Origin of the sequence: Methanocorpusculum labreanum Z (assembly GCF_000015765.1) — an archaeon.
Lineage (GTDB): Archaea > Halobacteriota > Methanomicrobia > Methanomicrobiales > Methanocorpusculaceae > Methanocorpusculum > Methanocorpusculum labreanum.
The window spans coordinates 988,194-1,001,261 of record NC_008942.1 but is presented as its reverse complement, the minus strand read 5'-3'; the positions used below and the strand labels follow the sequence as shown (position 1 = coordinate 1,001,261).

Annotated in this window: 13 protein-coding genes; 2 read left to right on the top strand and 11 right to left on the bottom strand. The window is 52.6% G+C overall.

Translation table 11 applies throughout. The annotated features are described in order from the left end of the window. Positions 1 to 21: 21 nt before the first annotated feature. Together MLAB_RS05255 and MLAB_RS05250 are read right to left on the bottom strand one after the other, a co-directional pair. Entirely contained in the window at positions 22 to 1,221 is a 1,200-nt protein-coding gene (locus MLAB_RS05255) for an inorganic phosphate transporter (protein WP_011833370.1), read from the bottom strand. Between the two features lie 7 nt (positions 1,222 to 1,228). After that, positions 1,229 to 1,894 carry a DUF47 domain-containing protein gene (locus MLAB_RS05250; protein ID WP_245525957.1) on the bottom strand — a complete coding sequence of 222 codons (666 nt, stop codon included), beginning with the start codon at positions 1,892 to 1,894 and terminating at the stop codon, positions 1,229 to 1,231. A gap of 111 nt (positions 1,895 to 2,005) precedes the next feature. Here MLAB_RS05250 and MLAB_RS05245 point away from each other — a divergent pair, with 111 nt between their 5' ends. Beyond that, positions 2,006 to 3,217 (top strand): bifunctional 5,6,7,8-tetrahydromethanopterin hydro-lyase/3-hexulose-6-phosphate synthase, encoded by a 1,212-nt coding sequence (locus MLAB_RS05245; RefSeq protein ID WP_011833368.1) that lies wholly within the window; start codon positions 2,006 to 2,008, stop codon positions 3,215 to 3,217. Between the two features lie 126 nt (positions 3,218 to 3,343). Here MLAB_RS05245 and MLAB_RS05240 read toward each other — a convergent pair whose 3' ends face one another. The 8 genes from MLAB_RS05240 to MLAB_RS09420 all read right to left on the bottom strand — a co-directional run bounded on the left by MLAB_RS05240 (position 3,344) and on the right by MLAB_RS09420 (position 11,023). After that, entirely contained in the window at positions 3,344 to 4,393 is a 1,050-nt protein-coding gene (locus MLAB_RS05240) for a M42 family metallopeptidase (RefSeq protein WP_011833367.1), read from the bottom strand. Then, positions 4,394 to 5,503 (bottom strand): pyridoxal phosphate-dependent aminotransferase, encoded by a 1,110-nt coding sequence (locus tag MLAB_RS05235; RefSeq protein ID WP_011833366.1) that lies wholly within the window; start codon positions 5,501 to 5,503, stop codon positions 4,394 to 4,396. It lies immediately after the preceding gene. Position 5,504: 1 nt separating this feature from the next. Continuing rightward, positions 5,505 to 6,107 (bottom strand): 6-phospho-3-hexuloisomerase, encoded by a 603-nt coding sequence (gene hxlB, locus MLAB_RS05230; RefSeq protein ID WP_011833365.1) that lies wholly within the window; start codon positions 6,105 to 6,107, stop codon positions 5,505 to 5,507. Between the two features lie 111 nt (positions 6,108 to 6,218). Beyond that, positions 6,219 to 6,746, bottom strand: a complete 528-nt coding sequence (locus MLAB_RS05225; protein ID WP_011833364.1) for a nitroreductase family protein — start codon at positions 6,744 to 6,746, stop codon at positions 6,219 to 6,221. Then, positions 6,733 to 7,095, bottom strand: a complete 363-nt coding sequence (locus tag MLAB_RS05220) for a hypothetical protein (protein ID WP_011833363.1) — start codon at positions 7,093 to 7,095, stop codon at positions 6,733 to 6,735. Before MLAB_RS05220 ends, MLAB_RS05225 begins: the two co-directional genes overlap by 14 nt. A 102-nt stretch (positions 7,096 to 7,197) precedes the next feature. Next, positions 7,198 to 8,766, bottom strand: coding sequence for a formate dehydrogenase accessory sulfurtransferase FdhD (fdhD, locus tag MLAB_RS09425; RefSeq protein ID WP_052288986.1), 1,569 nt, complete (start codon positions 8,764 to 8,766; stop codon positions 7,198 to 7,200). A 106-nt stretch (positions 8,767 to 8,872) separates the two neighbouring features. After that, on the bottom strand, positions 8,873 to 10,069 hold the full coding sequence (locus tag MLAB_RS05210; protein ID WP_011833361.1) for an ammonium transporter: 1,197 nt from the start codon (positions 10,067 to 10,069) through the stop codon (positions 8,873 to 8,875). 165 nt (positions 10,070 to 10,234) lie between these two features. Further along, positions 10,235 to 11,023: a TrmB family transcriptional regulator gene (locus tag MLAB_RS09420; protein WP_011833360.1), complete on the bottom strand. Its 789-nt coding sequence runs from the start codon at positions 11,021 to 11,023 to the stop codon at positions 10,235 to 10,237. 309 nt (positions 11,024 to 11,332) lie between these two features. On the opposite strand from MLAB_RS09420, the gene MLAB_RS05200 reads away from it, so the two are divergent. Further along, a complete protein-coding gene (locus tag MLAB_RS05200) occupies positions 11,333 to 12,367 on the top strand; it encodes a 4-hydroxy-2-oxovalerate aldolase (protein WP_011833359.1) in 1,035 nt (344 codons plus the stop codon). Positions 12,368 to 12,403: 36 nt separating this feature from the next. Here MLAB_RS05200 and MLAB_RS05195 read toward each other — a convergent pair whose 3' ends face one another. Next, positions 12,404 to 13,063, bottom strand: coding sequence for a cyclase family protein (locus tag MLAB_RS05195; RefSeq protein ID WP_011833358.1), 660 nt, complete (start codon positions 13,061 to 13,063; stop codon positions 12,404 to 12,406). Positions 13,064 to 13,068: the final 5 nt, after the last annotated feature.

Genomic DNA, 13,068 nt, shown 5'->3' with positions numbered 1-13,068 from the left:
ACGGGAAAAAAGAATTGATTCTCAGAATCCGAACACGAAAGCGAGAATGATATATGCCAAAAACGAGACCACTGCTGCGCAGGGGATCGTGATAACCCAGGCTGTGACCATCTGACGAACCGTACTCCAGTTCACTGCTCCGACGCCGCGGGTGACCCCTGTTCCCATGATCGTCCCGCTCGCGACATGGGTCGTCGAGACGGGAACACCGAACGACGTCATAAACGAAAGCACGGCTCCGCCGGAAACTGCTGCGGAAAAACCCTGATACGGCAGGATCCTCGTGATTCCCGAACCCATTTTCTTGATCACCCGCCATCCTCCGGAGAGAATGCCGGCGGCGATCGCCAAACTTGCGAGAAGGATCACCCAAAGAGGCAGGTCGTCGGTGGATGCCGCAAGACCTGTCGAGATCAGAATGGCAAGGATGATACCCATTGCATTCTGAGCATCATTCCCACCAAGACTTGCCGCCTGGAAACCGGATGCGAGAACCTGGGCACGCTGGAACCATTTGTTCAAAAGCATCGGATGATTTGAACGCTTTGCCGTGATCCTCGTTAAAAGCGTCGTGAATACATATGATACGATCATTCCAAGAATCGGCGAAACGCAGATGAAAAGCAGGATCGCAAGAAGCCCGGAAAAGGTAAAAATCCCTAAAATCATCGCAATAGGCACGGCCAAAATCGCTCCGGCCCCGGCCCCGAGCAGAAGAAACAGTTTTACCGAGTCCTTGAAGATGAGTGCTACAATCAGCATTACGATCGCGCCGATAACTGCACCGAGAATCAGATAATACACCATCCCAAGAGCCATTTCCGATGTAGGCCAGTTCACGACCGAAAGACCGCCGGCGGCAATTCCCGCTCCCATCAGCCCGCCTACAAGAGAATGCGATGAAGAGACCGGGATTCCTGACCGCGAGCAGAAATTCACCCAGAAAACAGCTCCGCAAAGACCGATCAAAAGAAGAATGGGGGTGAAGATTTCCGGATTTACGATTCCTTTCCCAATAGTTTTAGCAACTGCGGTCGAGAAGATGAACGGACCTGCAAAACAACAGACCGATGCCAAAACGATCGCGTTTCTCGGAGAAAGGGCACGAGTTGCGACCACGGTCGCAACTACATTGGATGCATCGTTTCGTCCATTCGAAAAGTTGAACGCGAGCGCGATGATGATCCCGAGAATAACAACAATAAAAGTAATGGTATCCATGCTTTACTCACGTGTGACGGATCAGAATTGCGGAAAATACATCGGAAACATCTTCGCATTTGTCGGTTGCGATCTCCAGATGTTCATAGATATCTTTGAGTTTGATGATCTCGACAGGATCATTGGATTTGAACAGGTTTCTGATTGCGTTGGAAAGGATCTCGTCGGCGACATTTTCCAGCCGGTTGATCTCGATGCAGCATCCCTTGATCGTTTCCATATCTTTGAGCGTGCGAAGGCCGCTGATGCCGGTTTTGATCTCGTCGGCTGCCTGACGGAGGCATTTTGCGAACTCGATCATGAACTGGTCGGTCTTTTTCACTTCGTAGATAAGAAGCATGCGTGCCCCGTCATCGATGTAGTCAATGACGTCATCCAGCGCGGTAACAAGCCGGGAGATCTCTTCCGGTTCAAAAGGAGTTATAAAAGTGCGGTTCAGTTCATCATATGCTTTGTGAGCGATCGCATCGCCCTGATGCTCGATCTCTTTCATTTTCCGGTATTTTTCTTCGATATTCGTATAGTCGGAAAATATATCGATCAGCAGCTCGGCCGCGGTGCAGACAGTGGCTGCCTGTTCCTCAAACAGTTCAAAAAAAATCTTGTCCTGCGGTACGATTAAACTTTTTAGACCCATCAGTTTCCCCTGATTATACATACATTCGTTTGGCATCTTACATCAAGGTTATCATATATGAAATATAGGAACGCTATATCCTCTATTGGTGGTTGAATGAAGTCTTTATACCCTCCCGGCGCTAACACTACTGCAGAGATTATACCTATGTTCTTAATTGGTGAAGCACTCGTCGGCGATGGAGCGGAACTCGCTCACATCGACCTTATGATCGGAGATAAAAACGGCCCGGTCGGCATGTCATTCGCAAATGGTCTGACCCAGCTTTCCGCCGGCCACACTCCTCTTCTCGGCGTTATCCGCCCCAACCTTCTGCCAAAACCGGCAGTTCTGATCGTCCCCAAAGTAACCCTCAAACACACCGAGCAGGTTACCCAGATCTTTGGTCCCGCACAGGCTGCGGTCTCCAAAGCAATAGCAGATGCATTGGAAGACGGCGTTTTCGCAGGAATGGATGTTGAGGAAAACGTCATTGTTGCAAGTGTTTTCATCGACCCCTCGGCAAAAGACTTCAATAAATTGTACCGTTTCAACTACGGAGCAACGCGCCTTGCCCTCTCACGCGCTCTCGATAAGTTCCCGGACACCACCACCGTTCTGAAAGAGAAGGACAGAGCAGCTCACGGCGTCATGGGCTTCAAGGTCCAGCGTCTGTGGAACCCGCCCTACCTCCAGGTCGCCATGGATCTTGTCGACATGAAGCAGGTCGAGCGTGTTTTAACCGGCGTCCCGCAGAACGACCACGTCATCTTCGAGGCAGGTACCCCGCTGATCAAACAGTTCGGTCTCAGTGTTATCAATGAGATCAGAAAGATCCGCCCGAACTGTTTCATCGTTGCCGACCTGAAGACCCTGGATACGGGTAACCTTGAGGCACGCATGGTCTCGAACGCCGGCGGAGACGCCGCAGTCGTTTCCGGCCTTGCACCGGTAGAAACCATCGCAGCCTTCATCAAAGAAGCAAAGAAGTGCGGCATCTACGCGATCATCGACATGCTCAATGTCGAAGAGCCTGCAAAACTCATCGAGTCCCTCGGTCAGATGGGCGGCGCAGCACTTCTCCCGCAGTATGTCGAGATGCACCGTGCGATCGATAAGGAATCCACCGGCGACTACAGCTGGGGTGACATCAAGAAGATCAAGGAAGTTGCAAAGACATACGATGCAAAGATCCTTGTTGCGACTGCAGGCGGTATCCGTCAGCCGGTCGTCAAGAAAGCAATTGCAGCAGGAGCAGATATCGTTGTTGTCGGCAGAGCGATCACCGCAAGCAAGGACATCAAGAATGCAGCAGAGAGCTTCCTCGAGGAACTCGACTCGGAAGAGATCGACCAGTTCCGTATCATGACCGACTTCTAAAGCGGTCATACCCGCGGCTTTTGCCGCCAGCCTATTTTTTTTGATCGTTCCTGTATCTTCAGCAGATACGCCGGCGTCTGCAGAACTGATCCATTCAAAAACAAACAAAAAAGAAGATGGGAAAATTTAGAATTTTGGTTTTGTTTCGACTGCTTTTGCGAGCAGATGGATCGCCGCTTCGAGATCCTTTAAGTCGATGACCTCGACCGGGGAGTGGATATATCGCGCCGGAACCGACATTGGAACGCTCGGGATGCCGCCGCGTTCAAAGTTGATGGCGGACGCATCCGTGTTGCCGCCGTCTCCAACCTCGATCTGGCAGGGGATGCTGAATTTCTTTCCGGTTTTTACCAGCCAGTCGACGATCCGCGGATCTGCGAGGTGGCCGCGGCCGCTCGCCGACGCCATGCCTATGACCGGCCCTTTGCCCATATACACCGGAGCTTTCCGCCGCTCGACGCCGGGAGAGTCGCCAGGGATCGTCACGTCCGTCGCAATTGCCACGTCAGGGTTCAGCGTGAAAGAACTCGTCTTTGCGCCTTTAAGCCCGACCTCTTCCTGGACGGTGAAAACTGCGTATATAGTGTGCGTGGTCTTCATCTCTTTCAGAGCGCCGATCAGCATAGCACAGCCGGCACGGTTGTCCATGGCTTTTCCCGTAACCGTGGTCCCGGCAAGTCTGGTGTACTGCCTGTCCATCGTGACGGAAGTTCCGACCGTAATGCCAAGAGCCTCGACCTCTTCGGGGGATTTTGCGCCGATATCGATGAACAGATCAGCCATATCGATTGGCTTTTTCTTATCCTCTTCGGTCATGACGTGCGGGGGTTTGTTGCCGAGAACACCGTATACGTCGCCTTTCTCTCCGTGGAGGATCACACGCTGGCCGACCATGACCGGATTATACCAGCCGCCGACCGCGACGAATCTGATAAATCCGTGATCGTCCACGAACTGGACCATCATGCCGATCTCGTCCATGTGGGCGGCAAGCATGATCTTGAAGTCGTCTCCTTTTTTCACCGCGATAAGATTGCCCATCTTATCGGTTTTGATCTCATCCACGTAATCTGCGATCTCGGCACGGATGATCTTTGCAATCTCCGATTCACGGCTGGAAATGCCGTGTGCGTTCGAGAGTTTTTCAAGTAAAGTATTGATATCAGTAAGTTCCATTTACGCCACGACCGTTCGTATTCTGTCAAGAGCGATTTTTATATTTTCCTGAGACGTTGCATAACTCATACGGGCATATCCTACACCCTTCGAGCCGAAAGCGGCTCCCGGCGTGATGATGACGCCCGCCTCTACGATCTTCATTACCGTGTCGAGGTCGAGTTTCGGGAACGCATAGAACGCTCCTTCCGGCATCTCGACCGAGATCCCCATCTCGCGAAGTCCGCCGATAAGGAGATTTCTGCGTGCCTCATACTCCTTTTTCATAACGCCGATGGAAGACTGGTCTCCGGTGTATGCCTCGAGCGCCGCATACTGGGCGATCGATGTCGGGCAGGCAAGCGAGTACTGCTGGATTTTGACCGCCTGGTCGATGATCTCCCGGGAAGCTGCCATAAATCCGATACGCCAGCCGGTCATCGCATAGGTCTTGCTTGCCGCGTTGATCGTGACGACATTCTCGCCGAATCTTGCAGCGCTGACGAACTCGGTGTCTCCGTAGCAGAACTTCTCGTACACTTCGTCGGAAAGAACGGTGACGCCGTAATCCGCGGCGGATTCGACGACCGCCTTGATCGTCTCTTTCGTTTCGACTGCTCCGGTAGGATTTGCCGGGCTGTTTAAGACCATGACTTTGGTGTTCTTGTCGGAGAAGTGTTCTTTAAGTGCCTCGATATCCAGATGGAGATCTGGTTTGAGGGCAACCGGGTCGGGGATGCCGCCGGCAAGCGTCGCAAGAGAGCCGTAGGAGACGAATCCCGGATTGTTGAAGACGACTTTCTGTCCGTTTTCAACGAGTGAAAAGATCGCGGCGTGCAGTGCGCCCGACCCGCCGGCCGTGATCAGGATGTCGGCAGGTTGATACGAGAGTCCGTTTTCCGTCTTGAGTTTTGCAGCTATTGCGGCACGAAGTTCGTCAATTCCCGCATTGTTCGTATATCCGGTTTTGCCCTCGGCAATGGCTTTGAACGCAGCGTTTTTGATATTCTCCGGGGTGTCGAAATCCGGCTGGCCGAGACCCATGTTGATGGATCCGGGAGCCGCCGATTCGAACATCTTTCTGATCCCCGAGATGTCGATGGATGTTACACGTGAAGCAAAATCTGTCATATTATTCGATGTTGGTGTGGCGGCGTTTCAGATCGGCCTCTTCGATCTTTTTCATGTCCATCAGAGTCGAGATGACCGCATCGCCGAACATCAGAGAGGATGTTTCAAAGATGGTGCCAAGCGGAGCAAACGAGCGGTGTTCGCCCAGCATCTGACGGATCTCGTATTCGTGGGCATCGCAGGTGACCGGGTCGCGCTGGGTCTCGATTTCGATGATAAAATCCGCAATATTGCCGATACGCGACTTCGGATTGGAGGAAACAAGGGCAACTTTTGCGCCGAGACCTTTTGCGGTTTCTGCGATATCACCGATGGTTTTCGTGTTCCCCGATCCGGAGAAGGCAATGATGAGATCGGTATCGCCGATTGCCGGGGTGATGGTCTCGCCGACGACGTAGGCGGTAAATCCGGTGTGCATCAGACGCATCGCAAAGGATTTGGCAACCAGTCCTGATCTCCCGGCCCCCATCACATAGATGCGGTCTGCAGCGAGGATCGCGTCAAGAAATGCATCCACCTGGTCTGTTGGGATCTTTTGAGCGATGGCATCGATGCGTGATGCCATAAGGCTCATCATGTTTTGAACGGACACTCCGTAATTCATAATTATCTAGCTATTGGATGTGCAGATAGAAGAGGGTGTTGGAAGTGGGGACCTGATCGGGTAATCCGTCGATGCCGTACAAAAAAAAGAAAATGATTGCCGGGAGCTGCTCTACCAGAAATCGAAATGGGTGTGACCCTCAGGATCCATCCGCTCGGGGTGTGATTCAGGCGGCATCCCTCTGCCGACGGAGAGGATGGCGACCGGCCGGATGTGGGTTGGAAGATCAAGAGCCTCTTTGACTTCGTTCTCGTCGAATGCTCCGATCCAGCAGGTGTGCAGGCGAAGGGCGTGTGCCGCAAGCATCATGTAGGTCGCGGCGATCGTGGCATCCTGAACGGCGAAAAGGATCCCTCTGTCGCCGTATCTGGACATCGACCGGACGTAATTTGCGCAGACGACAAGGGCGGAACCCGCGTCAGGGATCTGGTGCTGGTTTCCTGCAGCATCTCCGAGGATCTCGAGCTGGCTTGGATCGGTCACGACGACGACGTCCCATGCTTCGAGGTTTCCGGCCGAAGGGGCTGATGAAGCGGCCTGAAGAAGATACTCCAGCTCCTCTTCGGTGAGACAGTCGGGTTCGTACTCGCGGACCGAGTAGCGGGTCGCAAGGAAGTTCTGGAATTCAGATAAGTCCATGTTCGTGTAATACCGCAAAGGCGCCTGCGGCAACGGTTGTTATCGGGGTCATTGCTTCGCCTGATTTATCGGAAGCAAGACCGAACTGGTTCGATTCGGCAAGACCGATGACGGCAAGCAAAACGGCGGCCGCCTGATTGAACTCTTCGGCCCCGGTCATTTTTGCGGCGGCTTCGCAGTCGCTTGCAAGAACATCGGTCAGGGCGATCAGAACGGTTTTTGCCCCGGCCTTCTCCTCTTTTTTCAGGGAAGGAATGGTCACGAACTGGTGAGCGATCATCATGATGTCGAGTTTGAGCCGCTCGGCGAGGTGATACTGCAGAAGTGCATCTTTTGGCGTAAGAGTCATGATGTATTTGTTTTCCGTGAGGGGATAAATAGCATCTGATTGTGTGCGTTGCGGCCCAAAATCAGGTGAAAAAGAGAGGCTCGGAAATTGAATGAGCGGGGTTTAGATGCCTTTTTCGTATCCAAGGCCGACGATCCGTTCCGGATGCGAGTAAACGGTGAACCGGGGTGGTCTCGTGAAACAGATGAGCGTGATCCCGGATCGTTCGGCAAGCGCCGCTCCAGTGCTCGTCGTCGCAGCACGGGATACAATGACCGGGATTCCGGCATTTGCCGCTTTGGAAACCATACCGTGCGGCATGCGGCCTGTGCATCCAAGAACACATTTTCCTGCAGGCAGCCGATGTAAGGTCATATATCCGATGACCTTGTCTACGGCATTATGCCTGCCGATGTCGTTGGCGGAATAAACAACTTCTCCCTGATAATACAAAACGGCGCAGTGCAGAGCTCCGGTCTTGTCCCACTCCTCGGTGTTGATCTGTTCGCGGACGGTAAAAATTTCCTCCGGCGAAATCGTAATGCCGCCTTCCACGTTTACTGCGGACTCGCGGGGACAAAAACCTCCGGCCGATTCCATTTTACCGCAGACTTCGGCGACCTCGTCCGCCTCCACGAAAATATCCGCGTCCCGGACTTTCACCGACCGGATTTTCTTGGTGATCCCTGCGGCTATGAAAAATCCGGCGCCGAGTTCTTCGAGAGATTCCAGCGTTGCCGTATTATCCAGATATTTTTCTCCGTTCAGATACAGAGTGACCGTGTCCTCCAAAACGACCACATCGACGGCGGGTTTCACCGATCCTTTGTCGTACTGCCAGCCGGAAAGAAGGAGCTCGCCGTTATTTTCTGTTCCTTTTCCGTTCTCCGGTTCTTCTGCAGGGAACCCGGCGATCCTTTCAGGGTGTGAGTAGACGGTAAACCGGTTCTCCCGGGTAAAGCCGATTAAGGTCACGCCCTCCTCTTTTGCGAGCATCGCCCCGGGGTATGTCACCGCGGTCCTGCCGACGATCACGGGGATCCCGGCATTCACCGCCTTCATGACCATCCCTTTCGGCTGCCTCCCGGTACATCCAAGAACGCACTCTCCCGGGGGGATTCCCTGCAGCGTCATGAATCCAATCAGTTTATCGACGGCGTTGTGTCTTCCGATATCGCTTGACACGGCGATAATTTTGTGATCATGCCACAATGCGGCGCAGTGAAGTCCGCCTGTCTGCCGCCAGACATCCACGTCCATGGCTTTTCGTACGGCAAAGATCTCTTCCGGGGTTATCAGCAGTTCTGAAACTACATGACCTTTTTTCTCTGCCGGGGCAAATCCTTCGCGGGGTCCGGCGCCCGGAAATAGATCCGCCTCCACAAACACGTTTTTGTCGTCTATCCTGACTGAAAGGATTTTTTCGGCGATCCCTGCCGCAGTGAAATACCCGGCGCCAAACTCCAGCAGCATATTTGGACTTGCCACGATGTGCAGATACTCTCTGCCGTTCAGATACAGCACGATCTCCTCTTCCCGTGCGGCAGTGTCGCAGATGTGCGTGACTTCTCCTTCGTTCCAGAGAACTGCCGGAAGTTTTTCGGTCATCCCGCTGGTATCGGTCGTTGTCTCTTGCAGGCTCATGGTCGTTCCTTGTGCCGGATCGGTATTACTTTCTGCAGATTCCTGCATTTATCTTCGTAACAGCGAATAGGTATCCAGTATTTTTGGCGTGCTACCTAATAGGAGTATGGATAATGAAAGAGCGAATGCCGGTGAAAAAAAGATGTTGGGAGAATTATCTGACCATCTCACCGTGCAGCGTGAGGTCAAGACCGATATACTCCTCGTCTTCGGAGACTCTTAGACCGACCGTCTTGTCCACGACCCAGGCAAGGAGATACGTTACGCCGAAGGCAAACACTGCGGTCACGCAGGCATCGAGGATCTGGATCCCTAAGAGATAGGCGTTTCCTTCAATGAGGCCGGAAACTCCGCCGACAGCGGCTGTCGCGAAAATACCGCAGGCGATGGTCCCCCAGAATCCGCCGACACCGTGGATAGACCAGGCATCGAGACTCTCGTCGAATCCTTTCTTGACTCTCCAGATAAGGGCGTAGTAACAAAGGATTCCGGCGACCGTTCCAATTAATAGGGCTGCCCACATGTTGACGAATCCGGCGGCGGGTGTGATCGCCCCGAGACCGGCGATCGTTCCCGAGATAAATCCAAGCGAGCTTGGTTTACCATGTCGCCAGTTTGCGATCATCCAGGAGATCGTTCCGGCAGCTGCGGAAATCAGCGTTACCATGATCGCGTGAATGGCGAGTTCGTTGGCGGCAAGAGCGCTTCCTCCGTTGAATCCCATCCACCCGAAAAGAAGAACGCCGCCGGCGAAGAAGGTGAGAGGAATGTTCTGCGGGTGGAAGTTGTATGATCCGAACCCTGACCGTTTCCCGATATAAATCGCGAGAGCAAGGGCGCCGAATCCTGCACTGATATGCACGACCGTTCCTCCGGCGAAATCCAGAGCGCCGAGCTGCTGAAGCCAGCCTCCGCCCCATAACCAGTGGGCGATCGGGTCATACACAAACGTTGTCCAGAGAACACCGAAAAGAAGGAATGCTCCAAACTTCACGCGTTCGGCAACGCCCGAGACGATGATTGCAAGCGTAAGGCCTGCAAACGTCATCTGGAATGCGGCAAACAGCAGATCGGGGATCTGCAGGCCAAGGGTTGTTCCAAACTCCACGCCGTTTAAACCGAGATGGTTGAGACCGCCGATCACCAGCATGTCGGTTCCAAACACAAGCGAGTAGCCGAGCAGGAACCACTGGAGAATCACGATCATAAGAGATGCGAATACGAGCATCAGAACGGAAATGAAGTTCTTTTTGCGAACCATGCCGCCGTAGAAAAGACCTAGGGCTGGCGTCATTAAAAGTACAAGGGCGGTTGAAGCAAGCACCCAGGCAACGGATCCGGTGTCAATCATATATATGGTGTCTCCATCGGGTCGCCGGGACCAGGTCTGCGATGCAGGACAGACCCTCCTTCGTCCCGGCTCACAGATAATTTACACCGGACTTATTGATTCTGTAAATATATAAATTGTGAGAGTGGTTAGCATGTCACATGTTACCATACATAAATGTTCCCGTCAGGCGGCCTGATCCGGCTGTTCCGAGGCTGTTTCTTTGGTGAGCGGAATAATGTTTTTGAGCAGGTATTTTACCAAAATGGAGACCGACGGATTGCCTGCGGAAAAGATCCCGATCTCCCGTCCGTCCAGTTTACCGATGATCAGCGTGTCCTGCCGGTCTGCATGGATGGTCAGCTGGAACTCTGGTTCCGTCCCGAACCCGTCGGTATTTCGCGCATCCATGAACTCCTTCATCTCGGGCTGAAGTTTGTAGCACCTTATTGGAAACATATCCGGGTCGGTGTCGTCCGGGACGATTAAATAGAGGTCGATCTTTTTCGAGAGATTTTTCAGGTTCAAGATATGTTTTTTCACATAGGCCGTGTCGTGACAGATCATCACGATCTCTTTTTTGCTTCTGTTGAACATCATCCGAAGATGACTGTCGATTGCCCAGGTATTCTGGAGAGTGTGCGAGAGCAGCGGGCGGTTGTGCTGGAAGGTGATTCTTGAATGGAGATACTGTTCGACGTCATTGAGCCGTTCGAGATTCTCCTGTCTTAACCGGTTGAACGTCTTGGTGATGTCGTGGATAAAAAACCGAGAAGGTCCTGCTTCTTCTGCCGTACCGACAAATCCCTTCTCTTCAAGAGCGGCGAGTGCTTCGTAGACTTTGTTTCGCGGCACCTTGCTGATCTCGTGCATCTCCCGGGCGGTCGCTACCTTCAGTTCGAAAAGAACCGCGTAGACTTTTGCCTCGTTTTCGGTCATTCCGATCGATTTCAGTTTTTCAACGAACTCCTGCATGCTTCCCTTCTCCTCTGATTATTATGGGTTTTTCATGATGAATAATTGGTGTGTTGTTACCTTTTATGGTAACACCAATTATATATGCGTTTGTGCCAATTTTGTAATAACCAGTTGAAACATATCTGGGGTTCTGAAAATCGGAGCCGGATATGATGCGGGATTCTGGGCAACAGGATCCCGCCCGGATTTTATCTCCAAAAAAAGTTACCAATTGATCAAAAAAGATGCGGAAATACCAAGGTATTCAGCATTGTGCTGTAACCATTTAAGGTACCGAGCCGATCATGCGTAACGGGAAAGGGATTCATGGAAATACTAGATACAACCATTAGGGACGGGGGATATGCAGTTGATTTCAACTTCTCCTGTTCAGACGTTAGAAACATCTCTTCCAAGCTGGAAGGGATGGGCATAGGATTGATCGAAATCGGACACGGGATGGGACTGAACGCCAGTTCTCCCAAAAACGGCATCGCCGCCCAGACCGACGAGGAATACATGCGTGCGGCCGGAGAGGTGCTGACGAAATCCAAATTCGGAATGTTCTGCATTCCGGGCATCGCACGACTGGAGGATCTGCAGCTCGCCGTCGACTGCGGGGCCTCGTTTATCAGGGTCGGCATCAATGCGGATCAGATCCCGCTGACCGAACCGTACATCCGCGAAGCAAAAGACCTCGGCTTAACGGTGATGACGAACTACATGAAGTCGTATGTTCTCACACCCGACGAGTTTGCGCAAAACGTCATGCTTTCAGAAAAATACGGGGCAGACTGCGTGTATATCGTCGACTCGGCCGGGGGCATGTTCCCGGGCGAAATACAGGAATATTATGATACCATACGCGAATATTCCAGCATCCAGCTCGGATTTCACGGGCACAACAATCTCGGACTCGCCGTTGCAAACAGCGTGTACTGTGCAAAGCTCGGATTCGATTTCATCGACTGCTCGCTGCAGGGGCTTGGACGAAGTTCCGGCAACGCCTGCACGGAAATGTTTCTCGCGATCCTTGAGAAAAACGGATACCGGACCGATGTGGATCTCGTGGAATTATTTTCGGCGGGATACGATCTTCTCCGGCCGATCACGAATAAAGACCTCACCGATCCGCTTGATTACGTCTGCGGATATGCCGGGTTCCACACCAGTTATCTCAATCAGATCAACACCTGCGCAGAAGAGTTCGATGTGAATCCGTTCCGTCTGATCATCGAGTACTCGAAGTACGATCAGGCCAATATGGATTACGATAAACTCTGCAGCATGGCGATGACGATGCAGAAAAACTCCCGTCTGCGGCAGCTCGACCACCCGATCTGTCCAAACTGTGCAAGCTGAGTCTTGCCTGGACCACACCTCACAATTTTGAAAAAATTATTTTTCCTTCTCGATGAGAAGGACCCGCGCCGGTGCTCCGTCGCTGTCTTTGATCTTCATCGGGAGCGCCGCGATCTGATACTCGGCGGTGTAATCGGTTATTTTGGACGCTGCCAGATACTCGACGAGGATCACGCCGTTTTTCAAAAACAGTTTATGGATCACGGAATCGTTTTCTGCATGAAGGGGCGTTTTGCTGTTGTCGGGCGACGGGGTGTCCAGTCCGAGGAGTTTCACGCCCGAATCGACGAGATACTGCGCCGCCTCTTCGCTGAAGTACGGATACTTCGCATAATAATCCCCGGTGGTCCAGTGCTTGTCCCATCCAAAAACGCAGATGACCCGCTCGTGCAGCGGTATCCCGTGAAGCATCTCAATTGTGACCTCTGTATCGTCTGCAAGACTTCGGAGATCGATGAGGGTCACATCGCCAAAAAGCGTTGATAAGGGGATCTCGGGGATCGTTATCCCGTCGGAGATGAAATGCTTCGGTGCATCCATATGGGTGCCGGTGTGACTGCCGAGCGTCAGTTTTTTCGTGTTTCTTCCGACCGATTCAATCGTTCCAAGCGTTTCAGAAGAGAACGCCGTGTGCCAGTCCGCATGGAAGCAGGGCATTCCTTTTTCCATCGCATGGGTTAAGTCAATGATATTCATACAAA

Excerpts from the sequence above, each read along its gene's own strand:
- MLAB_RS05250 (WP_245525957.1), bottom strand. The coding sequence starts at position 1,894 with ATGCCAAACGAATGTATGTATAATCAGGGGAAACTGATGGGTCTAAAA.
- MLAB_RS05200 (WP_011833359.1), top strand. The coding sequence starts at position 11,333 with ATGGAAATACTAGATACAACCATTAGGGACGGGGGATATGCAGTTGAT.
- hxlB (WP_011833365.1), bottom strand. The coding sequence starts at position 6,107 with ATGAATTACGGAGTGTCCGTTCAAAACATGATGAGCCTTATGGCATCA.
- fdhD (WP_052288986.1), bottom strand. The coding sequence starts at position 8,766 with ATGCAGGAATCTGCAGAAAGTAATACCGATCCGGCACAAGGAACGACC.
- MLAB_RS05240 (WP_011833367.1), bottom strand. The coding sequence starts at position 4,393 with ATGGAACTTACTGATATCAATACTTTACTTGAAAAACTCTCGAACGCA.
- MLAB_RS05220 (WP_011833363.1), bottom strand. The coding sequence starts at position 7,095 with ATGACTCTTACGCCAAAAGATGCACTTCTGCAGTATCACCTCGCCGAG.
- MLAB_RS05255 (WP_011833370.1), bottom strand. The coding sequence starts at position 1,221 with ATGGATACCATTACTTTTATTGTTGTTATTCTCGGGATCATCATCGCG.
- MLAB_RS05235 (WP_011833366.1), bottom strand. The coding sequence starts at position 5,503 with ATGACAGATTTTGCTTCACGTGTAACATCCATCGACATCTCGGGGATC.
- MLAB_RS05245 (WP_011833368.1), top strand. The coding sequence starts at position 2,006 with ATGTTCTTAATTGGTGAAGCACTCGTCGGCGATGGAGCGGAACTCGCT.
- MLAB_RS05225 (WP_011833364.1), bottom strand. The coding sequence starts at position 6,746 with ATGGACTTATCTGAATTCCAGAACTTCCTTGCGACCCGCTACTCGGTC.
- MLAB_RS05210 (WP_011833361.1), bottom strand. The coding sequence starts at position 10,069 with ATGATTGACACCGGATCCGTTGCCTGGGTGCTTGCTTCAACCGCCCTT.
- MLAB_RS05195 (WP_011833358.1), bottom strand. The coding sequence starts at position 13,063 with ATGAATATCATTGACTTAACCCATGCGATGGAAAAAGGAATGCCCTGC.
- MLAB_RS09420 (WP_011833360.1), bottom strand. The coding sequence starts at position 11,023 with ATGCAGGAGTTCGTTGAAAAACTGAAATCGATCGGAATGACCGAAAAC.